Here is a 26665-nt window from a genome sequence, read left to right as displayed (position 1 = left end):
GCAACGTTCGGCGCCAGTCGCTGCCCCGCCGGGTCGATCACGCAGGCGTCGCTTCGAGTTCGACCGAGGCCGCACGCTGCGTCGCCGGTTGCACGACGGACGACGGACGCCTCGCGTGCGCCGACTCGCCCGCATACACCGCCTTCGGATCGAACACACGCGCTTGCAGCGACGTGAACGCGCGGAAGTTCCACAGGCTGCGCGCGACGAACACGCGCTGCACCCAGCGGAACGCGCGGTCGTTCTCGTCGTACTGCGGGTCGAAGCGGTCGCGCGAATGCAGCGTGAAGTGGTTGTTGATCAGCACCAGCTTGCCCGGCGACACCTGCACGCCGAACGACACCTCGCGCACCGCGCGATACAGGTTGGCGAGCGCTTCCTGCGCGCGCGCGTTGACCGCCAGCACCATGTCCGGATAGAACGCGACCGTCACGCGCGGCGCCTCGAGCGGCCCCGACAGCACGGCGCTCAGGTCGGTGTTGTCGCGCGGCGTAGGCGCGGCGCCGCGCCACCGGTACGGCACGCGAATGATGTAGTGCTCGCCGTAGAGTTGCGCGATATCGTCCGGCGACAGCAGTTGCAGCGCGCGACGCGCATCGGCGAGCCGCGTGTACGGGCCGCCGCCGGCCTCGCTGCGCACGCCGAGCAGCAGCAGCGCGAACGGCGACGTGTCGCCTTCCGGCATGTGCGCCTGCGCGGCGTTCTCGATATGGAAGTCCAGCTCGACCTCCGAGCCGAGGCCCGTGTAGTCGCGCGCGGTCGCCTTGTGCGGCGTCAGGTTGTTCACCAGCTCGCGGCCTTCGTGCGCGATCGAGTACGGCTCGCCGGCCAGCGTGCTCAACGCGACCAGCACGTTCTCGCTCAGCACGCCGGCCTTGAACGAGCGGCCGGTTTCCTCGAACCGCGGGCTGCCCGTCACGCCGTCGTCGATCGGCAGGTTGTCGATCTCGATCGAGCCGTGCGCGTCCGCGGTCGGCGCCTTCGCCCGATCGAATGCGTCGACGATCCGGTCGGGAAACGCGTTGTAGGCCAGCTTGCGAACTGCGCTGATATAGCCCGCGCCGCCGGCCGGGTCGTAATCCAGCGCGCCGAGCGTCTTGCGGATGTGAGCGGATTCCGCCGCGGTCAAAGCAATACGTTCATCTGCGAGATAGGTCATAAGTCTCTCGTATAAAGATCTGGTTCGAAGAGCGGCGTGGCATCGCCGCCGCGCCCCGCCGTCCTCGGTGCGAAGCGCTCGACAAGACTAGGAGACCGTCATTGCATTGCGAAATGATATTAATGCGATTGCAAACAAAAATTATCGATATAAGTTCAGCAATGCGGACAGAACCGGTTCACGTCGTATGCGCCGTCCTTTAACACGAATACTTGTTAAAAAATCGTTGCTTATTATTTGTATTCGCTAACGGGTTGATGCTAGTTTTCTGTCGGATTCGACGATGCGGCCGGCTCCCGACGAGAAGCCGGCTCCGTTCATCTCCCTACGGGAACCCGCCAGATGACTCGATACCGCCTGTTGTGCCCTATGTCCCGCACGCCCCATCTGCCGTGGGAGCCGCGATGAGCGACCATGCCCCGGCACTCGAGCACGTCGACCGCGTCGAGCGCGCGCCGACCGCCGCCGCGACTCCGCCCCGCACGTCGCTACGCGCGATCTTCCCGACCGTCGCGGCCGCGAGCCTCGGCTTCGCGATCGTCCAGCTCGACGTGACCGTCGTCAACGTCGCGATTCCGAGCCTCGGCCACGCATTCGGATCGAGCGTCCACGGGCTGCAGTGGATCGTCGATGCGTACACGCTGTCGTTCGCCGCGCTGCTGCTGACGTCCGGCACGCTGGCCGACCGCTTCGGCAGCCGCCGGCTGTTCGCACACGGTCTCGCGCTGTTCCTGCTCGCGTCGCTCGGCTGCGCGCTCGCGCCGTCGCTGGCCGCGCTGGTCGCCGCACGCGTCGCGCAAGGCGTCGGCGCCGCGATGATCCTGCCCACGTCGCTCGCGCTGATCACGCATGCGTGCGCCGACGATGCCGCCGCGCGCGTCAAAGCCGTCGCGTGGTGGAGCGCGACGGGCGGCGCGATCAGCGCGGCCGGGCCGACACTCGGCGGCCTGCTGATCGATTCGCTCGGCTGGCGCGCGATCTTCTTCATCAACCTGCCGATCTGCGCGCTCGGGCTATGGCTCACGCTGCGTCACGTACAGGATTCGGCCGCTGCGCGCACGCGGCTGTTCGATCCGGCCGGCCAGATCGTCGCGGTGCTCGTGCTCGGGCTGCTGACCGGCGGGATCATCCGGGCCGGTGCGCACGGCATCGGCGATCCGTATGCGGCCGCCGCGCTGATCGCGTCGGCCGTGCTCGGCGCATGGTTCGTCGCGATCGAGCGACGCGTGGCCGCGCCGATGCTCCAGCTCGCGTTCTTCCGGATCGCCCGCGTGCCGGGCGTGCTCGCGATCGGCGCGGTCACGAATGCGGCGTTCTACGGGCTGATCTTCTCGCTGAGCCTCTATTTCCAGAACGCGCGCGGCTTCACGGCGACCGAATCGGGGCTCGCGCTCGCGCCGCTCACGATCATCATGCTCGCCAACATCACGAGCGCACGGCTCGCGGTCCGCTACGGGTTTCGCGCGACCGTCATCGTCGGCCTCGCCGTATCGCTCGCCGGCTACGTGTGGCTGTGGCAAACGCTCGCCGCGCACACGCCGTACGCGCTGCTGGCGCCGGGGCTCGCGGCGATGGCGATCGGCGGCGGCATCGCGATTCCCGCGCTGACGTCGACGATGCTCGGCAGCGTCGAGGCCGGCCGCTCGGCCACCGCGTCCGCGATTCTCAACACCGCGCGCCAGGTCGGCGCCGCGATCGGCGTCGCCGCGCTCGGCGCGCTGGTTGCCGGCCAGGGCGCGGCAATCGTCGCCGGCGCGGCGCGCGCGTTCGCCATCGCGGCCGCGCTCGTCGCGGTCTGTGTCGTGCTCGCCGTGCGCTGGCCCGGCGACGCCCGCGACGCCGGCACGCGGGCCTGAGCACCTTGCCGCACGACATCCTTCAACCGATCCCCCATCCGAGCGAGGAATCCATGCAGCATCGCTTCATCGATACCGTCCTGATCGTCGACGGCGCGTCGACCGCCGCGTACCTGGCCCCCGCGTTTCGCGCCTACGGCATCCGTTGCGTGCACGTGATCAGCGACCCCGATCTGCCGGCAATCTATCGAAACCAGTTCGTGCCGTCCGACTACATCAGGCAGGTTCAGCATCGCGGCGACATCGACGCGACGCTCGCGCAACTGGGCGACCTGCGGATCGGCGCGGTGCTGCACGGTCTCGACGCGGCGCTCGAGCTGGCCGACACGCTGGCCGAGCGGCTCGACGTGCCGTCACGCAACCCGCTCGCGACCTCCGCCGCGCGACGCGACAAGTTCGCGATGAACGAGCGCATTCGCCAGGCCGGGCTGCGCGCGCCCGCGCATTTCCACAGCACGTCGGTCGACGAAGCGCTCGATTGGGCGCGCGCGCACGGTACCTTGCCGCTCGTCGTGAAGCCGGCGCGCAGCGCGGGCGTGGCCGGCGTGAAGATCTGCCGGACGCTCGCGCAGGTCGAGGCCGCCGCGCACGACGTGCTCGCCACCCGTTCGCTGTACAACCAGCCGAACGACGACATCGTGATCCAGAGCTATTCAGAGGGGCAGGAATACATCGTCGATTCGGTGTCGTTCGAGGGCCGCCATCGCGTGGTCAGCCTGTGGGAAGTGCATCGCGACCGCACGCACGCGCCGCGGCTCGACAAGATGCTGGTGCTGAACCACGCCGACCCGCGCTACGCGCCGCTGCTCGACTACGCGGCCGACGTGCTCGACGCGCTCGACGTGCGCTTCGGGCCGACTCATCTGGAGCTGTTCGATACGGCCGACGGCCCGACGATCGTCGAGCTGAACGCACGGCTGCACGGCAGCCTCGACCCGCGGCTGACGAGCGCGGTCAGCGGCGAGAATCACGTGTCGGCCACCGTCGAAGCCGTGCTGCATCCGGAGCGGCTGTTCGGCGACGTCGCCACGCCGACGGATTTTCACGGGTACTGCGGGCACGTGCTGCTGCTGTCGTCGCGCAACGGCGTGCTGCGGCAGGATTTCACGTGGCAGGCGATCCAGGCGCTACCGTCGTTCGTCGGGCTCAAGCAGTGGATCAAGGTCGGCGACACGCTGCGCGTGACCACCGACCTGCAGACGGCGCTCGGCACGGTCGGCCTCTACAGCCCGACGTTCGAGCGACTGCTCGAGGACTGCGCGCGCATTCGCGAAATCGAGGCCGATTTCTTCGCGGATGAGTGCGCAGTCGTGCCGGCCTAGGGCTGCGGCGTGCGTGTGTCAGCGCGCGAGCAGCGCACCCGCCCGGCGGCCGAGCACCGCGCGCAACGCGTCGAGTTCGGGCAACGCAGGCGCTTCGTCGGGCGTGACGAGGTAGGTCGTCACGCTGTCGAGATCGTCGAATGCGTGCGTGCGCAGCTCCTTGCGCGCCACGTGTTCGGTCGTGATCCGTTTCGGCAGGATCGCGACGCCCATCCCGGCCGCGACGCAGCCGAGGATCGCGCCGAACGTGCCGAACGACGACACCGATTCGATCGCGACGCCGCGCGCCTTCAACCAGTGCTCCGCGACCGCGCGATACGGACAGCCGTCGTGAAACGCGAGCAAGCGCACCGTGTTGTCGGCCAGCAGCTGCCGGCGCGTGACGGTCGCCGCGCTCACCAGCACCATGTCTTCCGCGAACGCGGGCTCGTAATGCAGCCCGGGCCGGACCACCGCGCGTGCGGTCAGCGCCGCGTCGAGCCGGCCGCGCAGCAGCGCGTCGGCCAGATCCGGCTCGCTGCCGATCTGCACCGCGAGGCCGAGCGCCGGATCGCGCTCCTTCAGCGCGGCGGCCAGCGCCGGCAGCCGCGTGGCGGCCGTGCTTTCCATCGAGCCGAGCCGGAAACTGCGGGCAACCGGCGTTTCGCGCACCACCTGCGTCGCTTCGTCGACGAGGCGCAGGATGCGGTCGCAATACGGCATCAGCCGGCGTCCGGCATCGTTCAGTACCAACCGCTTGCCGTGCCGGTCGAACAGCAGCGCGTCGAGCGACTCTTCGAGCTGGCGCAGCCGCGCGGTGACGTTCGACTGCGTACAGCCGAGCCGTTCGGCCGCACGCAACGCGCTGCCTTCCTGCACGACGGCCCGGAAAGTTTCGAGCAGAGGGATGTTCATATCAGTTTCTCTTGTTACTGATTCATCTTATATCATTTTACTTCGCTCATCATCGGGATTAGCCTAGCGGGTATTCCCTGCCGGCCGCCTCTCCAAGGAATCCGCATGCCATCCGCTGCCTGCTTCGGCTTCACTCCCGTCCGCCGCCGGCCCGAGGTTCGTCCGTGCGCGCAGTGATCGCCGCGCTGGTGCGGCGCGGCCCGACCGTGCTCGCGTGCGGCGTCGGCCTCGGGTTGCTGGCGCCGCCGCTCGCGGATCTCGCACGGCCGCTGATGCCCGTTACCGTGTTCCTGTTCGTGCTCGGCACGTTGCTGCGCGTCGAGCCGAGCGCCGTGCGCGCGGTCGCACGGCGGCCCGCCGTGTCGCTGCTGCTGCCCGCCGTGACGATGATCGCGTGCCCGGTCGCGCTCGGCATCGCCGCGCGGCTCGCGGGTTTGCCGTACGACTGGGTCGTCGCGCTGGTGATCGCATACTGCGCGCCGCCGTCGAGCGGCACGTCGACGATCGCGCGAATGCTGTCGCTCGACGCCAGTGTCGCGCTCGTCGCGACCCTCGCGTCGATGGTGTTCGTGCCGCTGACCGCGCCGCTGCTGACCGCGTGGTTCAGCCACGACGCGGTGGTGTCGATTTCGCCGTCGAGCCTCGCGCTGCGGCTCGCGCTGCTGATCGGCAGCGCCGAGGGCGTCGCGCTGCTCGTGCGGCGCTTTGCAGGCGCGCGACTCGCGCGCCATGCGACGCCGATCGATGCAACCGTCGTCGTCGCGCTGCTGATATTCGCGCTCGGCACGATGGCCGGCATGCAGCAGTCGATCATCGACGCACCGCACCGCGCGTTGACGGCGATCGCACTCGCATTCGCCGTCAACGCGGGCTTCCAGATCGTCGCGTACGGGCTCACGCCCGGCGACGTCCGCACGCGCCTGAACGTCGCGCTGATCGTCGCGAATCGCAACGTCGGGCTGATGTGGGCCGCGCTCGGGCTCGCCGCGACGCCGACCATGGCGCTCGTGTTCGCGTGCGCGCAGCTGCCGATCTATACGCTGCCGCGCGTCGTTCAGCATCTGCTGCCGCGCCTCGAAGCGCAGCGACTGCGCCGGCGCGCACGCTAGCCGGCATCCCTCTTCCGCCCTCGATCCAGGATTCATCATGAAGCGACTCATCTTGATCGGCGCACGCGCCACCGGCAGCAGCGTCGCACTGGTGCGCGCCGCCATCGCCCGCCAGGTGGCCGTGACCGTCATCACCGCACCCGGCCATCGTCTCGATGGCGTGTTTCCCGACGGCGTCGAGACGGTCAACCTCGCGCCCGACGCCGGCCAGCTCGTCGACTGGCTGCGCGCCCGCTTTCCGGACGAACTCGACACGCTGCGCGTGACGACCGCGCACGACAGCTATGCGCGCACCGCCGCGTGGGTCGCCGATGCGCTCGGCCTGCCCGGCCCCGATGCGCGGCACGTCGCGCATGCGGTGTCGAAGTCGAACCAGAAGGCGCTGCTCGCCGCGCACGGAATCCCGGCCGCCCAGTTCGTCGCGGGCACGCTCGCCGCGCCGGCGGCGCTCGCGGCCGCCGCGGCGCCGTTGCGCTTTCCGGTCGTCGTCAAGCCGTCGGAAGGCTCCGCGAGCGACGGCGTGCGCCGCTGCGAGGACATCGCGGCCGTGCGCGCACAGCTCGACGCGCTCGCTGCCGCACAGGCCGATGCACCGTCGCTTGCGACCGAACGCATCGTCATCGAGGAATTCCTGGACGGCAGCGAATACTGCGTCGAGTGTTTCGACGGCCGCTACGTCGGCGCGCTGCGCAAGCTGAAGCGGCATGGCGCGGGTTTTCTCGAACGCGGGTATACGTCCGAGCTCGATCTCGACGCCGACACGCTGCGTGCGCTGATCGACGTCGGCACGCGCGCGACGGCCGCCGCCGGGCTCACGTGGGGGCCCGTGCATCTCGACTGCATCGTGCACGACCGCGTGCCGCACGTGATCGAACTGAATCCGCGCATCGCGGGCAGCTTCATCTGCGACATCGTGCGCGACGGCTACGGCTTCAACGTGGTCGACGCGTTGCTCGACAAGCTCGATGGGCGCGCGGTAACGATCCCCGAGCTGTTCGAGCCGCACGCGTATGCGCGCGCCGAATTCCTGCTCGACAGCGATCCCCGTGCGTGGCGTTTCGCGCAAGGCGGCGAGATCGACGATGGCGCGGTCAGGATCAGCTATGGACCGCAGGTGCTGCCCGATCGTGAACGGCGTGCGTTTCTTTATGTGCGGGTAGCGTTGCCGGCGATGCACGGTTCAGCGCACGACGTGGGTTTGGCGGCTGAGTGCGGTGAATTGAAATCAACTACCGAGTCAGCCTGACTTCGGGGGAGCGCGGTTTGCCTGCGCCGGCCAGGCATTCAATGCAACGGCGACCACGCCTCCGGCAGGCCGATCGTCGACGTCGCCCGTTCGATCTGTTCCGGCCCGCCTGCCGGCGGCCACAGGCCCTCCGCGTAGTGCCGCTTTCTCAACGCCATGCGTTCTTCCAGACTCGAGAACCCCCAAATGTGCGTGATGCGCGGCGGTCCGTCGAGCGCGTACATGTTGCAGACGAGATGCGACGTATAGGCTTGGGCCGGGCCCACCGCACGTTCCCACGCGGAAATGGTCGGCGCCACACCGCCGGCCTTCAGCCAGTAGCAACGAATCTCATAGAATTCGCCCAATACCGCCGGTTCGATATCGGGTAGAAAAGGAAAAAGTGCGTAACTTTCCATGCTCACTCGAACGGACGCGCTTTCAATCCCGAAAGGTTGCTCGGCGCTCAATGCCCGATTGCGTTCATGCTGCAATTCATCCATCGTCTCGAAGCCACGCAGCACGACGACCCGCGATAGCTCGCCAATTTCCGTGCGCCATGCGCCAAGCAGCCGCCCTTGCGCGTCGGCATCCGATACCCAGCGATGCGCACGGCCGGACACCCTATCCTGGTCCAGAAGCGGACACGACAACGTCGTGAGTTCATACAGCATGTCTGCCCTCCTTTCGCTCGCCTGTCGCAATGTATTTCCATTGCACTGTATTTCCAAACCGGCGGCTGATAAACGCGCCGCACCTTGAAACAGAATCCAGTAGCATTGCGCAATGGATCTCTTCAAGGCGATGGCCGTATTCGTCCGCATCGTGGAAACGGGCAGCCTGACGGCCGCCGCGCAAGCGTCCGATCTGTCGCCGACCATGGTCGGCAACTACCTTCAGGCGCTGGAAAGTCGGCTGGGCGCGGTCCTCGTTCACCGCACGACGCGTAAGCAGAAAGTCAGCGCGTTCGGCCAGGCTTACTACGAGCGCTGCGTCGAAGTCCTCGGTCTGGTCGACGACACGGAACAGCTTGCGCTCGATCACCTCGAGCATCCACGCGGGCGTCTGCGCGTGACGGCGCCTGTCGTGTTCACGAACGAGTGCCTGATTCCCGCGCTCGCGGACTATTACCGGCGCTACCCCGAGATCAGGCTCGATATCGTCGCAACCGACTCGCTCGCCGATCTGTTCGACGAGGGTTTCGAGGCCGCCATTCGCATCGGCGCGCTCGCCAATCCGGATGTGGTGGCGCGTCCGCTAGCGCCCTATCGGCTGGTGATGTGTGCGTCGCCCGCTTACGTTCACGAACATGGCGCGCCGACTACGCCGCATGCGCTGCGCGAGCATCACTGCCTGACGTATGCGTATCCGCCCCGATCGGAATGGCACGCGGCACAATCCCGCTGGATGCTGGAAGGCCCGGACGGGCCGATGAGCATCTGCGTGGACGGCCGACTGAAAATCGACAGCGCGGAAGCGTTGCGCCGCGCGACGTTGAGCGGGCTGGGTATCGCGATGCTGCCTTCGATGCTGATCCACGAGGACATTCGCAAGGCGCGCCTCGTCGAGATCATGCCGGACTTCGCCGCCCCCGAGCGGTCGATGAATCTGCTTTATCCGCAACAGAAGCAGAAATCATCGAAGCTTCGCAGCTTTACGGAATTCGTGGTCGACCGGTTCGGCGCCGAAACGGCCTCCCGGACCTGATGCGGCTACCGCCGCCGGTCGCGAAAAAGCCCTATGCCACCGCGCCCCTCCTTCACGCCTTCGCGAAAGCGAGCAAGCGTTCGCCCAGTCTGGCCGGTTGCTCCTGCTGGATCCAGTGGCCTGCGCCGTCGATCAGTTCGATGCCACGCATGCTCGTCGTCGCCTTCGTTCTCATCAGATCGAGCGCGCCCGGCGCCGAATAGGTGCCCCAATCGCTCGTGCCGCCAATGAAGAGCGACGGGACGTCGATCGTCTTGCCCGAAAACAGGCGCAACTCGGCGTTCAGATCAGGATCGGACAACACACGATAAGCCTGAAGCGCGCCTTGAAACCCGGTGCGGCCGTACTCCGTCGTGTACACGCCAAGTTCCGCGTCGGTCAGCCACTTGCAGGCAAGGGTTTCGGCGGGGGACGGCTGGAATGGCGCGACGGTTTCGGACATCGTCTTGCCGAGATCCATCACGTAGTACGTGGGCATTTGCGCCAGCTCCGCGGCCGTGAGCGCCTTGAGCGGATGCGGCTTGTTTCCGGGCCAGTCGGCACTCTTGACATGGAAGAATGCGCGAAGAAACGCGGATAAACCTTGGGGCGGGCGCCACATGTCCCGGTTGGCGTTCCGGGTGCACAGGTATTGCTGGTAATACTGTCTCGGCGGATCGAGCGCGGCAAGCGCCGCCGCCAGTTTCCGACCGTCACTGCTCGGTTGAGCCGACGATGTCTCGCTTCGCGCCGTGTCGAACGGAAGCGCCGGCGGGCCGGGGAACGGTGCGCTCATCAACACCACCGACGGAAAGACGTCAGGTCGCGCCAGCGCACAATACGCCGCCACGGGCGAGCCGAGGTCGTGTCCTACCAGCATTGACGTCTGCCGATACCCCAACGCAGAAACCAATCCGAGCGCGTCGCGCGTCATATTCAACAAGCTGAACGGCGCGAGCGGGGCGTCATAGTCGTTCACCCAGCCGGTGGTGCGCCCAAACCCCCGCTGGTCGGGCGCCACGACGTGGTATCCCGCGTCGGCCAGGATGGGCATCAGATGTCGCCAGCCGTAGGCCAGATCCGGAAAGCCGTGCAAAAGCAACGCGAGCGGCCGGCCGGCGCTTTCATGACCGGCCTCGAGAACATGGACGTCGAGGCCGTTCACCCCGTGGATCATGCGCGAGCGCACCCCTTCGGGAAGCGTTCCTGCGGCGTAGGTCGGCATGGTCGGATCCCCTTCTGCTGTCGGGTTTGCGCGGGCAGGTCGAAACAAAGCCGCAATCAGGCCGGCCGCGCCCATCGCCAGGACGGTTCGTCTCGACGCAGATGGCTTGCTCTTGTCGACGGGCATCGCGGCGCTCCGGAATATGGTGATCACCATAGTATGGCGATCGACATAGCCGGGTCAAGCCGAACGTGGTACTTTTCCGGCATGACACGCAAGACTGACGCTCGCGCTCGCGCGATTGCCACGGCCGAACGGCTGTTTCGCATCCAGGGCTACACCGCGACCGGACTGACCCAGATCCTCGAAGAAAGCGGCGCGCCCAAGGGATCGTTCTACTTTCACTTTCCACGCGGCAAGGCCCAACTTGCGGAAGAAGCAATCGATCAGTACGTCACGAATCGCATTGCCGTCTTGCAGAACATCTCGGCCGAAACGACCGGTCATGCGCTGGAGTTCGTGCGTCGGCTCTTCAGCACGTTTGCGGCCGAAATGGTCGCCGCCGATTTCCAGTACGGGTGTCTCATGCAAAACCTGGCCAACGAACTGCCCGCGCTCGACGCCGAGCTGACCGAGCGGGTCGCGCGCGGGTTTGCCGATTCGACCGAGGTGATTGCGGCGCATTTCAGGGGATGCGGTTTTGCTGCCGCGCGCGCATCGTCAGCCGCGGCCGCGTTGGTCGCCGCGCTGGAGGGCGCCCGCACGATCGCGCGTCTGGAACGCTCGCCGGCTGTATTCGACGCGCTGGCAGACGTCAGCGGCCAAGGGTGGGGTGCTGCCGAAGTGTGATCCGCACCGATGTTGTCGTGACGAGCCATGCCTTCCGCCCATCACGGGGACATTGCCCGTTGTCGTGTACCGCACCGCCCGAAAGCCGCGTGCGTTCCAGCCTCCATCGCGAACGCCGAAACCGCAGATCAATGCGAATGACCGAATAATCGAATCACGACGCCGCGCAGCCACCGGTTGCCGGCCTCGTGGTGATAGCGCGCGTGCCAATGCTGCCGCACCGCGAAGCCGTCGACCGGAATCGGGCAGGCATGAACCGCGAGATCGTTGGCCTGCGCCAGCGTCTCGCCGATATGACGAGGTAGCGTCGTGATCAGGTCGGTCGTCTGGACGATCGCCCCCAACCCGAGAAACCCCGGCAATTCCAGCACCACGTCCCGCTCGATGCGCGCCTGCCGCAGCGCCTGTTCGAGCAGTTGCGCCCCGGTTCCCGCCGTGATGGCGACATGTCCTTCCGCCCGATACTGCCTGACCCCGAGCCGGCCGCGAATCCGCGGGTGATGCCGATTCACCAGACAAATCCAGTCCTGGTCATACAGCTTCTGCTGGTAAATGCCACCGCCCAGCCACGGCACGTAGCCGATCGCGAGATCGGCTTCGCCGGATTCGAGCGCCCGCTCCGTATTGCCGTCGATCCGCGCGGCTTCGAGCCGGACGCCCGGCGCCTGCGCGCGGACATGGGCCAGCAGCCGCGGCAACAGCGTGACGTGGCTCGCGTCGGTCATGCAGATGCGAAAGCGTCGCTGGGCGGTCGCCGGGTCGAACGCGATCTCCCACGCCGTGAAGCGCCGCAGCGATTCGAGGATTTCCCGGCATGGCCCGATCAGTGCGTCGGCCTGAGGAGTCGGCGCCATGCCGCCGGGCGTGCGGATGAAGAGTGGATCGTGCAAATGTTCCCGCAAGTGCCCGAGCCAGATGCTGACCGTCGGCTGGCTCTGGCCAAGTTGCTCGGCGACGCGCGTGACGCTGCGCACGTCGTACAGGAGATCGAATAGCTGAAGCAGCTTCAGGTCCGGCAGATCGGCGGGCATCGTCTCATTATTGTCCAGGGCAATGACGCCATTGTATCCATTGCATTGTCGACATGAGCGACGGCTCCTATCGTGAGGCCATACGTCAAGGAGACAGCATTGAAAATTGCGATTCTGGGAGCCGGCGCACTGGGCTGTGCGATCGGCGCCACCCTCACCGAAGGCGGTCACGAGACCTGGTTGATCGACCGCTCGCCCGCGCACGTCGATGCGATGCGCCGTGACGGCCTGCGGGTCGACGACGCGCGCGGCACCCGGCAGGTACGCGTGCACGCGACGACACAGGCTGCCGAAGTCGGCACGGCCGACATGGTCGTGGTGCTGGTCAAGTCGTTCCACACCGACGCGGCGATCCGCGGCGCCCTGTCGCTGGTCGGGCCCGATAGCGTCGTGCTGTCACTGCAGAACGGCCTCGGCCACGAGGACATTCTGAGCGACGCCGTCGGCCGCGAGCGCGTGCTCGCGGGCAAGACCTACGTCGGCGGCGTGCTGCGCGGGCCCGGTCATATCGAATCCGGCGTGATCGGCAAATACACGTACATCGGCGAACTCGACGGACGCATCACGCCGCGCGTGCAGGCGATCGCCGCCGCGTTCGATGCCGCCGGCCTCGCGACGACGATCAGCGACAACATCGTCGGCACGATGTGGGACAAGCTGCTGGTGAATGTCGCGACGGGCGCGCTGACGGGCCTGACCGGCCTCACCTACGGGCAGCTCTACGACGAGCCGCTGCTGAAGGCGACGTCGCTCGCGGCGGTCGCCGAGGCAATCGCGGCGGCGCAGGCGGCCGGCGTGAAACTGTCGATGACCGATCCCGAACAGGCATGGACGCTCGCCGCCGAGGGCCTGCCGACCGCTTTCAAGACGTCGATGCTGCAAAGCCTGGAGAAAGGCTCGATCACCGAGATCGACTTCATCAACGGTTCGGTCGTGCGTGCCGGGCAGCGCCACGGCGTGCCGACGCCGGTCAATGCCACGCTCGTCGCCTGCATCAAGGGATTGGAGCGCGCGATGGCCGATCGCCAACGCGAGGAGGCAGCCGCATGAGCGCCACGAAAGCCTATCTCGAACACGTTGCGATCTGGGTGAAGGACATCCACTGGCACATCCGTTTCTTCGAGGACGTGCTCGGCATGACGCTGCGCGAAGTGGACGGCACGCTCGACGCACCGCGGCAGTACTGGACGCTCGGCGGCCTGCAGTTCATCCACGCGCCGGAACATGACGGCCCGGAAGGCCGGCTCGCCCATCTCGGCGTGATGTGCGAGGACCTGGAGGCCGCGCTGGCCGCGGCGCAGCGATTCGACGTGACCGAGATGCCGCAGGGGCGCAACTGGATTCGCCTGCCCGACGGGCTCGCCGTCGAACTGATTCAGGCGCGGCCGGCTTCCTGCGTTGCGCAGGCGCTGGCGATCAACCCGCGCGCGGAGGCATGACCATGACCATCGTCGAGAAATACTGGGACGACGCCCGCGAAGGCGACACCTGCATGAGCCCGACCTACGTCGTGACCAAGGAGCGCATTCTCGCGTATGCCGACCTCACCGGCGACCACACGCCCGTTCACGTGGACGAGGCATACGCGAACGCCAGCCATTTCGGCTGCCTCGTCGCGCACGGGCTGTTCGGCCTGTCCGTGGCCGACGGCCTGAAGACGCAGAGCGACTATCGCTTCCTGCCGGGCATGTCGCTCGGCTGGACCTGGGATTTCCTGCTGCCGATCAAGGTCGGCGACGTGCTGCACGTGACGTTCCGCGTCGGGTCGATGCGGGCCAGCAAGAGCCGTCCGGACTGGGGCATCGTCGTGCTGCCGTCGGAACTGATCAATCAGGACGGGCAGGTCGTTCAACGCGGCGAACATCGACTGATGGTGCCGCGCCGTCCGGAGGCACTGTGATGCAGGCTCGTCCCCTCGAAGGCATTCGCGTCGTCGACTACAGCCATTTCCTCGCCGGCCCGTATGTCGGGCGCTGTCTCGCGGCGCTCGGCGCCGAAGTCATCAAGGTCGAGCGTCCCGGCGCCGGCGACGCCGGACGCCAGCACGCGACCGTGCTCGACGACCAGCAAAGCGGCTATTTCCTGCAGCTCAACATGGGCAAGCGCGGCGTGAGCGTCAACATGAAGGACCCGCGCGGCAAGGCGTTCATGCAGCGGCTGTGCGACTCCGCCGACGTCTTCATCGAGAACTATCGGCCGGGCGCACTGGACAAGCTCGGGCTCGGCTATGAAGCACTGTCGGCGCGCAATCCGGGCCTCGTCTATTGCTCGATTTCGGCGTACGGTCACACCGGCCCCGATGCGCATCGCGCAGGTTTCGGGCTGATCGCCGAAGCGAAGAGCGGGATCATGCAGATGGTCGGCACGCCGGGCGAGCGCCCGCCGCTGCTGCGCATTTCGCTCGGCGACATGTACACGGGCATTCATGCGGTCGCGGCGATCAACGCCGCGCTGCTGGGACGCGTGAAGAGCGGTCGCGGGCAGCACGTCGACATGGCGCTGTACGACACGCTGGTATCGATGCACGAATACGCGGTGCAGTGCTACACGCTGAAGGGCGTGCTGCCCGAGCAGACCGGGCACGACATGCCGACGTCGACGCTCTATGGCGTGTTCCGCGCCGCGGACGGCGATCTCGTGATCGCCGCGCAGGTGGACGACGCGTGGAAGCGCTTCGCCGCGCTGATCGCGGCACACGGTGGCCCGGCGGGTTTCGGCGCCGACGCGCGGTTTCACGACAGCACCGGACGCAACGCGCACCGTACGGAGATTCTGTCGGTGGTCGAGCCGTGGGTGGCCGCGCGTTCCGTCGCGTCGGTACTGGACCTGCTGGACGGCATCGACGTTCCGTGCGCGAAGGTGCAGCGCATCGACGAAGTGTTGAACGATCCGCAGATCCAGGCCAGAGGCATGGTCGTCGAGCAGCAGCATCCGCGCTACGGCACGCTGCGCCTGCCCAACCTGCCGTTCCGGTTCTCCGATTGCGATACGACGATTCGCGACGTCGCGCCCGATCTCGGGCAGCACAACGCGGAAGTCGCCCGTTCTCTCGGGTTCGATTCGGCCGAAATCGATGCGATGCAGGCCGACGGTGTCCTCTACTCGAAAGCGAGCCAACGATGACTGATCAATACGCGGTGATCGGCAATCCGATCGGACATACGAAATCCCCGCTGATTCACGGCCTCTTCGCGCAAGAGACGAAGCAGGACCTCCGCTATACGGCGATCGAGGGCCCGCTCGAGCCGGCAGGCGCTTTCGCTGCCGCGGTGCGTGCGTTTTTCGATGGCGGCGGCAAGGGCATCAACGTCACCGCGCCGTTCAAGCTCGACGCGTTCGCGATGTCGGATGAACGCAGCGAGCGTGCGCAACTCGCGGGCGCGGCCAACGCACTCAAGTTCGACGGCGGCCGCATCCTGGCGGACAACTTCGACGGCATCGGGCTGGTTCGCGACATCGAGGCGAACCTCCATCTGCCGATGGCCGGCAAGCGTGTGCTGGTGCTCGGTGCGGGCGGCGCGGCACGCGGCGCGCTGTTGCCGTTCCTCGAAGCCGGCCCGGCGGAACTCGTGATCGCGAATCGCGACGTCGACAAGGCGCGCGCACTGGCCGCGCAGGTCGCCGGGCGCGGCCCGCTCGTGGCCGGCAGCTACGCGGACCTCGCGCGGATGGGACGTTTCGACCTGGTCGTCAACGCGACGTCGGCCAGTTTGACCGGCGACCTGCCGCCTGTCCCGCCGAGCGTGTTCAGTCCGAAGGGAACTGCTTACGAGCTCGCCTATGGCAAGCGACTCACGCCGTTTCTCCGGCTCGCGAAAAATGCCGGCGTGCACGGGATCGCGGATGGCGTCGGCATGCTGGTCGAGCAGGCGGCCGAGGCGTTCGCATGGTGGCGCGGTGTGCGCCCCGCGACCAGTTCGGTGATCGATCGGCTGGCCGTGCCGTTCGACTGAACACGCGATGGGGATCGGCATGCAGGCGATCCCGATGCGCGATGCCATCGATCGCGACAGAGGCGGCAGGCGCGATCGGGTAGACTCGGCGCGTCCATACGAACGCGCTGCACCGAGCAACGCTGCCTTGCCGCGGCCCTCCTCCCACGCCCGAGACCGTGCCGAACACCGTCATGCCGGACACCACGCGCCCCGCTCGCCTGAACTTCGCGCTCATGTTGCCGCTGCTGCTGGCGGCCCAGCCGGTGGCGACCGACAGTTACCTGCCGGCACTGCCCGAAATCGCCGCGACGCTGGGCTCCGCCAGCGTCAGCCTCACGGTTTTCGCACTGATATTCGGTATCGGACAGTTGCCGATGGGCAGTCTTTCCGACCGATTCGGCCGTCGTCCCGTCTTGCTGACCGGCCTTGCGCTCTATGCGCTGAGTGCATTGGCGGCGGCGATCGCGTCGACCGCCGCGATGCTGGTGGCCGCGCGTGCGATGCAGGGCTTTGCCATGGCCGCGATCCTGGTATGCGCCCGTGCGACGGTGCGCGACCGGTATTCGGCGGGCGACGGCCCGTACGTGATGGCGCGCGGTTTCATGGGAATGGGAATGATGGCGTTCCTCGCCCCGCTTGTCGGTGCGTATGTCACGCAGCACGCCGGCTGGCGATGGGTACTCGCGGGGATGAGCCTGTATGCGTTCGGCTTGCTCGTCATGTGCTGGTACGGCTTCGAGGAAAGCGCCGCCAGAATCGCGCCGCGTAGGAACTCGACCGGGGACGTGCGCGAGATATTCGGCAATGCCCCGTTCAGGGTATGGACGCTGCTGGCCGCGTCGACGTACACCGGCATGTTCTGTTTTCTGCTGCTTTCTCCGACGATCTACATCCGGCAGTTCGGCATCTCGCCGCAGCGATACGGCTGGATCCCCGCGAGCGGGACGCTCGTCTATGTGCTGAGTACCTTTGGCTGCCGGCAGTTGCTGCGACGTCAAAGCATGCTGCGAACGGTACGCCAAGGGGCGACGTTGAGCCTCTCCGGTGCGGTGATCCAGGCATTGGGGTGCGCGCTGCTTCCCGGCAGCATCTGGCCGCTGCTCGTCGGGCATGGCGTGTATTGCCTCGGCCACGGGATCCATCAGCCGTGCGGGCAGGCAGGCGCGGTCAGCGGGCTGCCTCATCTTGCCGGCCGCGCGGTCTCGTGGTCCGGCTTCATCATGATGTTCTTCGCTTTCAGCGTGGGGCAGACGGCGGCGGCTTTCACCGATCCGCGCTATCCGTCCGGCGCGTGGCCGATGGTGGTGCCGATGCTTGGCGTGGGCGTCACGCTGGTTACGATTGCGTTTGCGTGGTTGCCGAGAATGGGTGGCGCGAATTTGGGGGTGGCAGTCGTTCCCGCGCGGGCGGGGAATGGTCGGTGAGTTGCGGCGGGAAATCGGTGGGAGAAGGCGGTATGGGTTTTCAGCGCGTCGTCAGCTGTCGACCCATTGCGATCGGTCGTAAGATCACGGTCCCTTCGTCGCCTCTTGAAGTACTTCGGTCATCCGACGGCCGGTCTTTTGGTCGGGCATCGGCCAACACGGTCGACACCTCCGCAGAACCTTATCGGGCGTACGCCGACTTCCGAGTCATTGGATTTGAGGAAGCCGCGTCAGAGAGAGATCGCGCCGGAGGCTGCTTGTATTGCCAGCAATCTCGTCTTCGCTGCGCCCCCCATTGATGGCAATGCTTTCCCCAAAGACAAAATGCGGAACCGAACGAACACCGGCATTGGCCGACTTGAACGCTTCCGCTTCGACGCGATGGTGCCGTTCAGGATCAAGAGCGATGGCACGCGCCTGATCGCGGTTAAAACCGTAGTCGGCGGCAATGTCAGCCAGCGTCACGCAGCCTTCGCCAACAAGGCTTTGATAGCCGTTTCGGTGTGGGCGATTGCGGCCTTCGCCGCATCGGGGCCGAAAACCGTGCCTTCGACACGCACCACTTCAACGTCGGTCAGGCCGATGAAACCGAGCAGATGCAGCAAATAGCTGGTCTGGAAGTCGAACGGCGCCCAGGCACCTTCCGAGAACACGCCACCGGCAGCGGCAAGGAGATAGACTTTCTTGCCAGTCAGCAGTCCCTTCGGCCCGGTATCGCCGTAACTGAAGGTGACGCCCGGCCAGGTGACGTGATCGAACCACGCCTTTAGCTGCGAGGACAGACTGAAGTTGATCATGCCCGAACCGAGCACGATCACATCGGCGACCTTCAACTCATCGACCAACTCTTGCGCGACCTTCACCGCCTCGACCTGTTCCGGCGTGCGATCTCCGGGCGACGTGATCCGGCCCTGGATGTAGGCCGGTGCGATATGGGGCGGAGGATTCGCGGCAAGGTCACGCACGGTCAGCGGGCCGCCCGCGCGCGCTTGGATGCCCTCTGCGATTTCGGTGGCAAATCGGGTGGAAAGGCTGTCAGCCCCGCGCGGGCTGGACGTGACAAGTAGGGTGTGGCTCACGGCGACTCCAAGGTATAAAAAGAGAACTAAGTAAGATATCGATCCTTACTTACCAATTCATACAAAGGATGGTATGGTTCCTGCCGTTTTCCCACAAGAAGGCACACGCATGTCACTTAGTCACTCCGAACTACCTGCCGATATGCCTGCACCTGACGCTGGCGGCTGCCTGGCAACTCGTGAAATCCTGGATCGCATCGGCGACAAGTGGAGCCTCTACATTGTCGCCATGCTGGCCAATGGCTCGCGGCGCTTCAACGAATTGAAGCGCGGCATCGACGGCATTTCGCAGCGGATGCTGACACTGACCTTGCGCGGACTGGAACGCGACGGACTGGTAACGCGAACGATGTATCCAACGATTCCTCCTCGCGTCGATTACCAACTCACTGACATGGGAAGAACGCTGTTGAAGCCTGTCATGGCGTTGGTCAACTGGGCGAACGAGAATCAAGTCGCCATTGCCGAAGCGCATAAACGTTTTGACGAGGAGCCGGAGCCGGATCAGGTCTTGATTCAGGGCGTTGTCTACCAGCGTCGATAAACGGGTCGAGGCCGTGGCTTGTGCAAACACAGCGGCGCAATCCAAGTGCCGGCTCGCGTCGGGACCTGTCCCGACGCGGATCTTTCTTGGGGTGCGAAAGCGCTGCATTTTCCGATCTATCCAGCAGGTGAAGTTCCGGCGAAAATGTCATCCGATTGGCCCCCATCGGGCTGAGTCGCAGCAGACACCGGCGGATGCCCGAAATGCTGCGCAGTCCAGACTCCGGACGAGGCCGTTCGCCATAGTCATCAATGACGTCAATAGCGACATTTACCGCCCCCTTCGGCATGGAAGCCACTATCTGCCTGACCGGAAATCCGATGCATGGGCGGGCGTAGCGCAAGCACGCCACGCCCCCCCACCGCACTCAATCAGACCGGACGCGACACCAACTCGCCCAGCACCGTGTCCAGCGCGACATGGCCTCGCAAGATTTCGTCAGGACCGCTTTCGAAATCGATCCAGCCTTCGTTGAAGCCGTCCAGCATGCGCATGCGCGGGAGCGGATGCTTCATGCCCTGCGCGCGAAACAACGCGTCCCACGTTCGCCTGTCGACGGCTTCCGCTCGTACGTCCCGGCCCAGAACGCGCGCGAAGGCCAGCGCGAGATCGTTGGGGCTCACCCGGCGCGGCCCCTCGAGCTCGACGACACGCACCCCGCTCCACGTCTGCCGAAGCAGTTCCGCCGCGACGCGGCCCACGTCCGCGGTGGCGACCATCGGCACGGGCTTGTCGAGCGGCTGCAGATAACTGGCGACGACGCCCCCGTCGCGCGCGGAGGCAACGTCCCACGCGGCGTTCTCGATGAACCAGCCGGGCCGCAGGAACGTCACCGGCATCGGCATCTCGCGCAGCGCCTGCTCCATCAGCGTGAGTTGCGTGAGCAGATTGGTCTCGTCGGCCTGCGCGCCGATCGTCGACAGGCAAACGACCTTTTCGGGGCGCGCCTTCAGCAGCGCGGCGGATACGGCTTCGATCACCTTCCGCGCTTCGGGAAACCCGGGCGCCGGATCGAACACCGGCGGCAGCAGGATGAACACGCCCGTCACGCCGGTGAATGCGGCGGCGAGCGACGAAGGGTCTTCCATGAACGCGGTCGCGACCTCGCACCCGCGCGCCGCCCATGCCGCTGCCCGCGTCGTGTCGCGTACGACCGCGCGCACCGCGTCGCCCGAGGCCAGCAGTTCGCGCGCCAGTGCGCCGCCGACCTGACCGGTGATTCCAGTGATTGCATACATTACTCGTTCTCCATGTGTGAATACGTGGCTCGCATTCTGGACAAACGCCGACCAAAACAAAATGACATGGATGGCATCAGATAAGTGACAACATGTCATCAATTCGGCATGATCGACACCGACGCCCGGCATGGCTACGCTGTGCGGCGTTGGCGTGTCGGCCTTCAGTGGGTCGCACGCGATCGGCCAACCGTACTCAGTCGAACAACCATGAGATCCAGTAGCGAGAAACTGTCCGGCAGCATCAGCGTGTTCGCTGCCGTGGTCGATGCGGGGACGTTTTCGGCCGCCGCCGACGTCATCGGCATGACGCCGCCGGGCGTCAGTCGAGCGATTGCGCGGCTGGAGAGAAGGCTGAACATCCGGCTGTTCAACCGAACGACGCGGTCGGTGTCGCTGACCGAAGAGGGCCGCCGCTTTTACGAACAGGTCATGCCCCATCTCGCCGGGCTGGAGGAAGCCGCGGCAGCGGCGGCGGGCAGCGTCTCCGCGGTGCGCGGAAGGCTGCGAATCAATCTGGATCCGGTCGTCTACCGGGCCATTCTCGGGCCACGGCTCGATGCGTTCATGGACGCGCATCCCGAGCTCGAAATCGAGCTCATCGCGCGAGACAGCCTGGGCGACCTCGTCATGGACGGCTTCGACCTCGCCGTGCGATTCGGCGAACCGCGGCCATCCAGCCTGATCGCGAGAAAGCTGCTCGATACCGGCGTCGTGACGGTCGCGGCGCCCTCGTACATCGCACGCCGGGGACGACCGGCCAAACCCCAGGACCTCGAAAACCGCAGCCACCGCTGCCTGGAATTCCGCAATCCGGAGACAGGCAGGCCGTTCGCGTGGGAATTCCATCGCCGGCGCAAACGCATCGTGGTCGACACCCGCGGACGCCTGACGGTCAACGATCCCGGCGCGCTGCTCAACGCATGCCTCGCCGGTTCCGGCATTGCGCAGATGTTGCTGCTCGGCGCCGAGCCGCTGATCGCCGACGGCCGGTTGATCAATCTTTTTCCCGAATGGGCCGACGAGCGGTACCCGTTATACGCGTACTACCCATCCCGGCATCACGTGCCGGCGAAGACTCGCGCGTTCCTGGATTTCATGGTCGAACTGACGGGCGTGCACGGCGGCGTCGGCGCCCGTTAGTGCTGTTCCGGCGAAACCCGTTAGCGAGCTTCGACAGGGTGCCGGCAGGTATCCGGCAATTGAATGCGCCGGGGGCGTCGATATCGTGATTGCTTACCTCGATAAAGACGATCGACGCGACCGCCTGCACCCGGTCGCGTCGATCAGTCCCGCTCAAATCTGCTGCTGACCGCCATCGACGAACAATTCGATGCCGTTCACGAAGCTCGCGTCGTCCGACGCCAGGAACAGCGCGGCGCTCGCGATCTCGCCCGGCTCGCCGAGGCGCCCCATCGGGATCTGGGCCGCCAGATAATCGGCAAGCCCCTGCCGCTGAGCCGCATCGTCACCGGCGAGATCCAGCAGGCCGGGCGTGCGGGTCGCGCCCGGGCTGATCGTGTTCACGCGGATGCGGCGGTCCTTGAGGTCGAGAATCCAGCTGCGCGCGAACGCACGCACGGCCGCCTTCGACGCCGAGTACACGCTGAACGCAGCGGTGCCCGCGCTACCCGCCGTCGAGCCGGTCAGAATCACCGATGCGCCATCGGCGAGCAGCGGCAGCGCCTTCTGCACGGTGAACAGCACGGCCTTCACGTTGCGATCGAAGGTTTCGTCGTAGTGCGCTTCGGTGATGCTGCCCAGCGGCAGCATCGAACCGCCGCCGGCGTTCACGAACAGCACGTCCAGGCGCCCCTGTTCTTCCTTGATTTGCGCATACAGCGCGTCGAGTTCATCGAGCTTCGTGGAATCCGAACGCACGCCGGTCGCGTTGCCGCCGGCTGCGCGAATCCCTTCCACGGCGGCATCGAGCTCGGCCTGCCGGCGGCCCGTGAGATAGACGTGCGCACCGTCAGCCGCGAAGCGTTGGGCGGTGGCCAGGCCGATGCCGCTGGTTGCGCCGGTGACGAGTGCGATCTTGTTGTCGAGTTTGCGTGCCATGGTATTGCTCCTTTCGTTCGATCAATGTGTTTCGGTTGGGTGTGACGTGCTGCGATGTGAAGAGAATATCGACGGCCCAATCTTTTCGAAATAGAATCAATCGCAAACAAACGTTGCATAAATGCAAAGATGAGGAGAAATGGCGCAGCTACCTGATTTCGAAGGGCTCGCGATGTTCGCGAAGGTGGCGGAGCACGGATCGTTCGCCGCCGCGGCGCGCGCGACCGGCGTGTCGGTCGCCACTGTCTCGCGCGGTGTGGCGCGTCTGGAGGACCGGCTCGGTGCGCGGCTGTTCAACCGCACGTCGCGCCAGCTGTCGCTGACCGAGTTCGGCCGGACGATCAGCGAGAAAGCCGGCGAGATCTACCGCCAGGCGGAGGAGGCGGAAAGCTCGGCGCGCGAAATGTCGGTGCAGCCGCGCGGGCTGGTGCGTCTGGCCGTGCCGATGTCGTTCGGGCTGCGCTGGGTCGCGCCGCTGCTGCCAGGCTTCTTTCGCACGTATCCGGCGGTATCGATCGACCTGCATTTATCGGATGCGTCGGTCGATCTGATTGCCGATGGATTCGACGCCGCGTTGCGCATCGCCGCGCTGCCGGATTCGTCGCTGGTCGCGCGTCGGCTGTGCGCGGTCACGCAATTCGTGGTGGCGTCGCCGGAATATTTGCGGCGCGAAGGGCGACCCACGCATCCGACCGAGCTGGCGGATCGCCCGTGCCTGTCGTACGCGTATCGCGCGCGCAGTGCCGTATGGCGCTTCACGAACGACGCGGGCGACGAGGAATCGGTGATGCCGACGGGCCCGCTACGCGTGACCAACGCCGATGCGCTGTTGCCGACGCTGCTCGATGGTCTTGCTATCGCCGAGTTGCCGGAGTTCATTGCGTACGAATATCTGGCCGATGGCCGTCTCGAAGCGATCCTCACCGACTGGTCGCTGACGAAGGGCGGTCTTTATTTCGTTACGCCGTCGGCACGGGCGCGACCGGCCAAGGTGACGGCATTGTCCGACTACTTCGCCGAACATCTCGGCAATCCCGTGTGGCGATGGCCAAAGTGACGTGCTGGTGGGTGGTCGAGTCGAGCACCGCTGCCCCATCACTACCCTGTCACCTGATGCCGGGCACGTCCGACGCCCGAACGGCAACGCGCGGGCATGCCCCCTCGCGGCCGGGCGCCGACCTATCCTGCCTGCGAGACGGCCGGATCGATCTCGCGCGCCGTCAGCCCGAACCTCGCCATGCGAGCGCGATGGTCGGGCGAGCCGAGATAGCGACGAAGTTGCCGATCAAACGCGTCGAGAAGACCGCGGTTTTCCCGGCTGAACGAAAACGCGCCGAGCGGCGGCGTCCGCTGTCTGCCGTCGACATCCGGCTCGTGCGCGACGGCCTCGATCAGCGCGCTGCCTATCCGGCCCGCCACGATTCGATTCCCCAACGCGGTGCTCGCATAGGCGTCGATCACGCCGGAGAGCACGGCCGCGATCGCGTCGGCCTGCTGCTCGAAGACGACGATTTGCCGCCGGCTCACGCCCGACGCCATCGCGGAATCGTGCTGGACCTGCCCCGCAATGATGCCGAGGCGCGCATCGGGACGTTCGGCGATCGACGCATAACTCGTGAGCGCCTTCGGGTTGCCGGGCCGAACCAGAAAACCGTCTTCGATGCCCCACACCGGTGCGCTGAACGCAACGGTATCGGCCCGCTGCGGCGTCACGAAGAGCGGCACGTTCATGTCCCAGTGACCTGATGCGACGCCGGGCAGCAATTCGCTGAACGTCGTCGCGCAATACTCGATCCGGGTGACGCCAATCTGCCGGAGGATCATCGCCGCGAGTTCGAGATCGGCGCCGGTAGCGGTGCCCTCCGCTTCGGTCCAGCCGAATGGCGGTTCTTCGATGTACGCAATGCTCACCTTCATCGCTTTCTCTCGCAAGCCGAAGAATCGATCAGGAATTCATCAGCTTACCGTGGGAAGTCGACGTTCACTAAGCGTGGACAAAATTAATCCGGGTGTAAGCCAGTCGACGTCATCATTTGGGTGCAAGCGTCAGTGAAGTCGTCAATTTGAGCCCCGATATCCGGCACGAGACATGGATCGACGCGTGACGGCATGAATTGGCTCCGCGCTATTCGACGTTATCCGCAACATCCGTCATCCGGATCATGTGCGGCTTGATGCCGTCGTCTTCCGCCGTCGCGGCTTCCTTCGGATGAATCAGCGCTTCGAGCCGCGCCTTCGTCGCGATGAACGCGGGCGTATTGACCTGCGAATAATCGCGCGGCCGCGGCACCGGCACCTCGATCAGCTCCTGCACCCCGCCCGGATTCGCCTTCAGCACCAGGATCCGGTCAGCCAGAAAAATCGCCTCGTCGAGGTCGTGCGTGATGAACAGGATCGTCACGTCGATGTTGCGCCAGATGTCGAGCAGGTGCGTCTGCATCCTCGCACGCGTCTGTGCGTCCAGCGCGCCGAACGGTTCGTCCATCAGCAGGATGCGCGGACGGTTCGCGAGCGCGCGCGCAATCGCCACGCGCTGCTTCATGCCGCCCGACAGCTGGTGCGGATACACGTCGGCGAAACGCGTCAGCCCGACGAGATCGAGCCACTGCAGCGCCTCGCGCTCGGCCACGCCGCTGCTGCTGCCGTTCATTCGCAGACCGAACATCACGTTCTTCTTCACCGTGAGCCACGGAAACAGCGTGTATCCCTGGAACACCATCCCGCGATCGGCGCCCGGCCCGTCGACCGGTTTGCCGTCCAGCAGCACCTCGCCGCTCGTCTGCGCGTCGAGCCCGGCGAGGATACGGATCAACGTCGACTTGCCGCAGCCGGACGGACCAATCACGCACACGAACTCGCGCCGGTGCGTACGGAAACTGATGTCGTCGAGCGCGACGCAGTCGCCCTGCGGCGTCGCGAAACGCTTGCCGACGTGTCGTACGTCGAGTATCACGTCGCGGGCCTTCAGCCGCGCGAAGCGCTCGCGCACCGCGTCGGATTGGACCAGGTAATCGGGAACGGCTTGCGGATTCTGCATGATGCCCTCTGCGGAAATCGGTCGATGGGTACGGGCGGGCGGCGCTCACGCTTTCAGCGTGCGGTCCCACGGAAAGAGCCGGCGGCCGAGCAACCCGAGCACGATGTCGGTGCCGAGGCCGATGATCCCGATCATCAGGATCGCCGCATACACGTTGTCGAAATGCTGGTAGCGCGCCTGCTGGCTGATGTACCACGTGATGCCCGAACTCGTGCCGACCAGCTCGGCGACGATCAGGTAAGTCCATGCCCAGCCGAGCAGGATCCGCTGATCGCGATACAGGTCCGGCAGCACGCCCGGAATCACGACGTGCGTGAGCAGCTTCAGCTTCTTCGTGCCGAGCGTCATCGCGGCCTCGAACAGCCCGTATTCGAGCTTGCGCGTGGTGTTCGCGACGATCAGCACCTGCTGGAATAGCGTGCCGATCACGATGATCGCGATCTTCGGTGCGTCGTAGATGCCGAGAATCGCGACCATCAGCGCGCCGAACGCGGGCGCCGGCAGATAGCGGAAGAACTCCAGGAACGGCTCCTGCAGCCGCGCGAGCGCGCTGAAGGTGCCGCAGACGATGCCGAGCGGCACGCCGATCGCGGACGAAATCACGAAGCCCCAGAAGATGATGCGGATGCTGTGCCACAGGCTTTCGTGCAGCCACACGCCGTCGCGCGACGCGGGCGGCGTCGTGAACGCCGTATAGAACGCGCGCAAGACCTGGTGCGGCGCCGGCAGGTAGACCGGATTCGCGCGCACGCCTTCGGGCACCGCCGCGTGCGTCGCGCGTGCATGCGCGAGCTCGTCGTCGAACACGTCGCGGTCGATCTGCATGCCGGTCTGGAAATAATCGACGCTGCCCGGGTTCGTGATGCGCATCTGCGGATGCCAGACGAACGGGACATAGCTGATCAGGCACCAGACGGCGAACGGCAGCAGGAAGGACGCCAGCCCGAGCGTCCATTTGCCGCGCGTGGTGAGCTCGCGGCGCACCGCGAGCCAGCCGGTCGTGTTGCGGGTCGTTGTCATCGGAATCTCCGTCTCGTTTCGGGTGCCGGTC

The 26665-nt window shown here is 66.1% G+C and carries 27 protein-coding genes; 15 read left to right on the top strand and 12 right to left on the bottom strand.

Going from position 1 to position 26665, the window contains the following annotated elements:
* Positions 1-37: 37 nt before the first annotated feature.
* The gene (locus JYG37_RS30860) at positions 38-1159 is read right to left on the bottom strand and encodes a TauD/TfdA family dioxygenase (protein ID WP_050015358.1); all 1122 of its coding nucleotides are present in this window, start codon (positions 1157-1159) and stop codon (positions 38-40) included.
* 404 nt (positions 1160-1563) lie between these two features.
* Here JYG37_RS30860 and JYG37_RS30855 point away from each other — a divergent pair, with 404 nt between their 5' ends.
* Positions 1564-3015, top strand: coding sequence for an MFS transporter (locus JYG37_RS30855; protein WP_089490051.1), 1452 nt, complete (start codon positions 1564-1566; stop codon positions 3013-3015).
* Positions 3016-3068: 53 nt separating this feature from the next.
* The gene (locus tag JYG37_RS30850) at positions 3069-4337 is read left to right on the top strand and encodes an ATP-grasp domain-containing protein (protein ID WP_213346982.1); all 1269 of its coding nucleotides are present in this window, start codon (positions 3069-3071) and stop codon (positions 4335-4337) included.
* A gap of 18 nt (positions 4338-4355) precedes the next feature.
* On the opposite strand, the gene JYG37_RS30845 is transcribed toward JYG37_RS30850, so the two are convergent.
* Positions 4356-5231, bottom strand: coding sequence for a LysR substrate-binding domain-containing protein (locus JYG37_RS30845; protein ID WP_050015364.1), 876 nt, complete (start codon positions 5229-5231; stop codon positions 4356-4358).
* A 164-nt stretch (positions 5232-5395) separates the two neighbouring features.
* Here JYG37_RS30845 and JYG37_RS30840 point away from each other — a divergent pair, with 164 nt between their 5' ends.
* Positions 5396-6340, top strand: coding sequence for a hypothetical protein (locus tag JYG37_RS30840; protein WP_124637515.1), 945 nt, complete (start codon positions 5396-5398; stop codon positions 6338-6340).
* A gap of 37 nt (positions 6341-6377) precedes the next feature.
* A complete protein-coding gene (locus tag JYG37_RS30835) occupies positions 6378-7586 on the top strand; it encodes an ATP-grasp domain-containing protein (RefSeq protein WP_213346980.1) in 1209 nt (402 codons plus the stop codon).
* Between the two features lie 38 nt (positions 7587-7624).
* Here the strand turns inward: JYG37_RS30835 and JYG37_RS30830 are convergent, their stop codons facing one another.
* Entirely contained in the window at positions 7625-8239 is a 615-nt protein-coding gene (locus tag JYG37_RS30830) for an NIPSNAP family protein (RefSeq protein WP_089490052.1), read from the bottom strand.
* 112 nt (positions 8240-8351) lie between these two features.
* Here JYG37_RS30830 and JYG37_RS30825 point away from each other — a divergent pair, with 112 nt between their 5' ends.
* Positions 8352-9272 (top strand): LysR family transcriptional regulator, encoded by a 921-nt coding sequence (locus tag JYG37_RS30825; protein ID WP_124630113.1) that lies wholly within the window; start codon positions 8352-8354, stop codon positions 9270-9272.
* A 52-nt stretch (positions 9273-9324) separates the two neighbouring features.
* On the opposite strand, the gene JYG37_RS30820 is transcribed toward JYG37_RS30825, so the two are convergent.
* The gene (locus tag JYG37_RS30820; protein WP_089490181.1) at positions 9325-10428 is read right to left on the bottom strand and encodes an alpha/beta fold hydrolase; all 1104 of its coding nucleotides are present in this window, start codon (positions 10426-10428) and stop codon (positions 9325-9327) included.
* Between the two features lie 255 nt (positions 10429-10683).
* On the opposite strand from JYG37_RS30820, the gene JYG37_RS30815 reads away from it, so the two are divergent.
* The gene (locus JYG37_RS30815; RefSeq protein ID WP_179233191.1) at positions 10684-11265 is read left to right on the top strand and encodes a TetR/AcrR family transcriptional regulator; all 582 of its coding nucleotides are present in this window, start codon (positions 10684-10686) and stop codon (positions 11263-11265) included.
* Positions 11266-11393: 128 nt separating this feature from the next.
* Here JYG37_RS30815 and JYG37_RS30810 read toward each other — a convergent pair whose 3' ends face one another.
* Positions 11394-12314 carry a LysR family transcriptional regulator gene (locus JYG37_RS30810; protein ID WP_089490055.1) on the bottom strand — a complete coding sequence of 307 codons (921 nt, stop codon included), beginning with the start codon at positions 12312-12314 and terminating at the stop codon, positions 11394-11396.
* A gap of 81 nt (positions 12315-12395) precedes the next feature.
* On the opposite strand from JYG37_RS30810, the gene JYG37_RS30805 reads away from it, so the two are divergent.
* The 6 genes from JYG37_RS30805 (at position 12396) to JYG37_RS30780 (ending at position 17655) form a co-directional block, all read left to right on the top strand.
* Entirely contained in the window at positions 12396-13346 is a 951-nt protein-coding gene (locus JYG37_RS30805) for a ketopantoate reductase family protein (protein ID WP_213346978.1), read from the top strand.
* The gene (locus JYG37_RS30800; protein WP_050015379.1) at positions 13343-13735 is read left to right on the top strand and encodes a VOC family protein; all 393 of its coding nucleotides are present in this window, start codon (positions 13343-13345) and stop codon (positions 13733-13735) included. Before JYG37_RS30805 ends, JYG37_RS30800 begins: the two co-directional genes overlap by 4 nt.
* Before the next feature lie 2 nt (positions 13736-13737).
* Positions 13738-14196: a MaoC family dehydratase gene (locus JYG37_RS30795; protein ID WP_124592795.1), complete on the top strand. Its 459-nt coding sequence runs from the start codon at positions 13738-13740 to the stop codon at positions 14194-14196.
* Positions 14196-15419: a CaiB/BaiF CoA transferase family protein gene (locus JYG37_RS30790; RefSeq protein ID WP_213346976.1), complete on the top strand. Its 1224-nt coding sequence runs from the start codon at positions 14196-14198 to the stop codon at positions 15417-15419. The genes JYG37_RS30795 and JYG37_RS30790 overlap by 1 nt, the downstream gene beginning before the upstream one ends.
* Positions 15416-16249 carry a shikimate dehydrogenase gene (gene aroE, locus JYG37_RS30785; RefSeq protein WP_050015384.1) on the top strand — a complete coding sequence of 278 codons (834 nt, stop codon included), beginning with the start codon at positions 15416-15418 and terminating at the stop codon, positions 16247-16249. The genes JYG37_RS30790 and aroE overlap by 4 nt, the downstream gene beginning before the upstream one ends.
* 173 nt (positions 16250-16422) lie before the next feature.
* On the top strand, positions 16423-17655 hold the full coding sequence (locus tag JYG37_RS30780) for an MFS transporter (protein ID WP_050015386.1): 1233 nt from the start codon (positions 16423-16425) through the stop codon (positions 17653-17655).
* Positions 17656-17862: 207 nt separating this feature from the next.
* On the opposite strand, the gene JYG37_RS30775 is transcribed toward JYG37_RS30780, so the two are convergent.
* Together JYG37_RS30775 and JYG37_RS30770 are read right to left on the bottom strand one after the other, a co-directional pair.
* Positions 17863-18120, bottom strand: coding sequence for a thioredoxin domain-containing protein (locus tag JYG37_RS30775; RefSeq protein ID WP_213346974.1), 258 nt, complete (start codon positions 18118-18120; stop codon positions 17863-17865).
* The gene (locus tag JYG37_RS30770; RefSeq protein WP_050015387.1) at positions 18117-18734 is read right to left on the bottom strand and encodes an FMN-dependent NADH-azoreductase; all 618 of its coding nucleotides are present in this window, start codon (positions 18732-18734) and stop codon (positions 18117-18119) included. Before JYG37_RS30770 ends, JYG37_RS30775 begins: the two co-directional genes overlap by 4 nt.
* 109 nt (positions 18735-18843) lie before the next feature.
* On the opposite strand from JYG37_RS30770, the gene JYG37_RS30765 reads away from it, so the two are divergent.
* The gene (locus tag JYG37_RS30765) at positions 18844-19278 is read left to right on the top strand and encodes a winged helix-turn-helix transcriptional regulator (protein WP_050015389.1); all 435 of its coding nucleotides are present in this window, start codon (positions 18844-18846) and stop codon (positions 19276-19278) included.
* 371 nt (positions 19279-19649) lie between these two features.
* On the opposite strand, the gene JYG37_RS30760 is transcribed toward JYG37_RS30765, so the two are convergent.
* On the bottom strand, positions 19650-20516 hold the full coding sequence (locus JYG37_RS30760) for an NmrA family NAD(P)-binding protein (RefSeq protein ID WP_213347087.1): 867 nt from the start codon (positions 20514-20516) through the stop codon (positions 19650-19652).
* Between the two features lie 210 nt (positions 20517-20726).
* On the opposite strand from JYG37_RS30760, the gene JYG37_RS30755 reads away from it, so the two are divergent.
* Positions 20727-21659: a LysR family transcriptional regulator gene (locus JYG37_RS30755; protein ID WP_089490056.1), complete on the top strand. Its 933-nt coding sequence runs from the start codon at positions 20727-20729 to the stop codon at positions 21657-21659.
* A gap of 153 nt (positions 21660-21812) precedes the next feature.
* Here the strand turns inward: JYG37_RS30755 and JYG37_RS30750 are convergent, their stop codons facing one another.
* Positions 21813-22577 carry an SDR family NAD(P)-dependent oxidoreductase gene (locus tag JYG37_RS30750; RefSeq protein WP_089490057.1) on the bottom strand — a complete coding sequence of 255 codons (765 nt, stop codon included), beginning with the start codon at positions 22575-22577 and terminating at the stop codon, positions 21813-21815.
* A 139-nt stretch (positions 22578-22716) separates the two neighbouring features.
* On the opposite strand from JYG37_RS30750, the gene JYG37_RS30745 reads away from it, so the two are divergent.
* Positions 22717-23634, top strand: coding sequence for a LysR family transcriptional regulator (locus JYG37_RS30745; protein WP_176015901.1), 918 nt, complete (start codon positions 22717-22719; stop codon positions 23632-23634).
* Between the two features lie 122 nt (positions 23635-23756).
* Here the strand turns inward: JYG37_RS30745 and JYG37_RS30740 are convergent, their stop codons facing one another.
* From JYG37_RS30740 to JYG37_RS30730, 3 genes are all read right to left on the bottom strand, one after another.
* Positions 23757-24494, bottom strand: coding sequence for a transporter substrate-binding domain-containing protein (locus JYG37_RS30740; protein WP_213346972.1), 738 nt, complete (start codon positions 24492-24494; stop codon positions 23757-23759).
* 208 nt (positions 24495-24702) lie between these two features.
* Complete coding sequence (locus JYG37_RS30735; RefSeq protein WP_050015400.1) at positions 24703-25614, bottom strand: ABC transporter ATP-binding protein; 912 nt, start codon at positions 25612-25614, stop codon at positions 24703-24705.
* 45 nt (positions 25615-25659) lie between these two features.
* The gene (locus JYG37_RS30730) at positions 25660-26634 is read right to left on the bottom strand and encodes an ABC transporter permease (RefSeq protein ID WP_050015417.1); all 975 of its coding nucleotides are present in this window, start codon (positions 26632-26634) and stop codon (positions 25660-25662) included.
* Positions 26635-26665: the final 31 nt, after the last annotated feature.

The organism is Burkholderia sp. LAS2 (assembly GCF_018417615.1).
Lineage (GTDB): Bacteria > Pseudomonadota > Gammaproteobacteria > Burkholderiales > Burkholderiaceae > Burkholderia > Burkholderia sola.
Note: the sequence above shows the minus strand (reverse complement) of the source record. Positions and strands in the feature narration are given on the sequence as shown.

What these genes read in the sequence shown, in the direction of transcription:
- JYG37_RS30730 (WP_050015417.1), bottom strand. Translation starts at nt 26,634, where the DNA reads ATGACAACGACCCGCAACACGACCGGCTGGCTCGCGGTGCGCCGCGAG.
- JYG37_RS30825 (WP_124630113.1), top strand. Translation starts at nt 8,352, where the DNA reads ATGGATCTCTTCAAGGCGATGGCCGTATTCGTCCGCATCGTGGAAACG.
- JYG37_RS30760 (WP_213347087.1), bottom strand. Translation starts at nt 20,516, where the DNA reads ATGTATGCAATCACTGGAATCACCGGTCAGGTCGGCGGCGCACTGGCG.
- JYG37_RS30860 (WP_050015358.1), bottom strand. Translation starts at nt 1,159, where the DNA reads ATGACCTATCTCGCAGATGAACGTATTGCTTTGACCGCGGCGGAATCC.
- JYG37_RS30765 (WP_050015389.1), top strand. Translation starts at nt 18,844, where the DNA reads ATGTCACTTAGTCACTCCGAACTACCTGCCGATATGCCTGCACCTGAC.
- JYG37_RS30845 (WP_050015364.1), bottom strand. Translation starts at nt 5,231, where the DNA reads ATGAACATCCCTCTGCTCGAAACTTTCCGGGCCGTCGTGCAGGAAGGC.
- JYG37_RS30855 (WP_089490051.1), top strand. Translation starts at nt 1,564, where the DNA reads ATGAGCGACCATGCCCCGGCACTCGAGCACGTCGACCGCGTCGAGCGC.
- JYG37_RS30815 (WP_179233191.1), top strand. Translation starts at nt 10,684, where the DNA reads ATGACACGCAAGACTGACGCTCGCGCTCGCGCGATTGCCACGGCCGAA.
- JYG37_RS30745 (WP_176015901.1), top strand. Translation starts at nt 22,717, where the DNA reads ATGGCGCAGCTACCTGATTTCGAAGGGCTCGCGATGTTCGCGAAGGTG.
- aroE (WP_050015384.1), top strand. Translation starts at nt 15,416, where the DNA reads ATGACTGATCAATACGCGGTGATCGGCAATCCGATCGGACATACGAAA.
- JYG37_RS30850 (WP_213346982.1), top strand. Translation starts at nt 3,069, where the DNA reads ATGCAGCATCGCTTCATCGATACCGTCCTGATCGTCGACGGCGCGTCG.
- JYG37_RS30735 (WP_050015400.1), bottom strand. Translation starts at nt 25,614, where the DNA reads ATGCAGAATCCGCAAGCCGTTCCCGATTACCTGGTCCAATCCGACGCG.
- JYG37_RS30795 (WP_124592795.1), top strand. Translation starts at nt 13,738, where the DNA reads ATGACCATCGTCGAGAAATACTGGGACGACGCCCGCGAAGGCGACACC.
- JYG37_RS30800 (WP_050015379.1), top strand. Translation starts at nt 13,343, where the DNA reads ATGAGCGCCACGAAAGCCTATCTCGAACACGTTGCGATCTGGGTGAAG.
- JYG37_RS30790 (WP_213346976.1), top strand. Translation starts at nt 14,196, where the DNA reads ATGCAGGCTCGTCCCCTCGAAGGCATTCGCGTCGTCGACTACAGCCAT.
- JYG37_RS30820 (WP_089490181.1), bottom strand. Translation starts at nt 10,428, where the DNA reads ATGATCCACGGGGTGAACGGCCTCGACGTCCATGTTCTCGAGGCCGGT.
- JYG37_RS30755 (WP_089490056.1), top strand. Translation starts at nt 20,727, where the DNA reads ATGAGATCCAGTAGCGAGAAACTGTCCGGCAGCATCAGCGTGTTCGCT.
- JYG37_RS30750 (WP_089490057.1), bottom strand. Translation starts at nt 22,577, where the DNA reads ATGGCACGCAAACTCGACAACAAGATCGCACTCGTCACCGGCGCAACC.
- JYG37_RS30780 (WP_050015386.1), top strand. Translation starts at nt 16,423, where the DNA reads ATGCCGGACACCACGCGCCCCGCTCGCCTGAACTTCGCGCTCATGTTG.
- JYG37_RS30835 (WP_213346980.1), top strand. Translation starts at nt 6,378, where the DNA reads ATGAAGCGACTCATCTTGATCGGCGCACGCGCCACCGGCAGCAGCGTC.
- JYG37_RS30740 (WP_213346972.1), bottom strand. Translation starts at nt 24,494, where the DNA reads ATGAAGGTGAGCATTGCGTACATCGAAGAACCGCCATTCGGCTGGACC.
- JYG37_RS30830 (WP_089490052.1), bottom strand. Translation starts at nt 8,239, where the DNA reads ATGCTGTATGAACTCACGACGTTGTCGTGTCCGCTTCTGGACCAGGAT.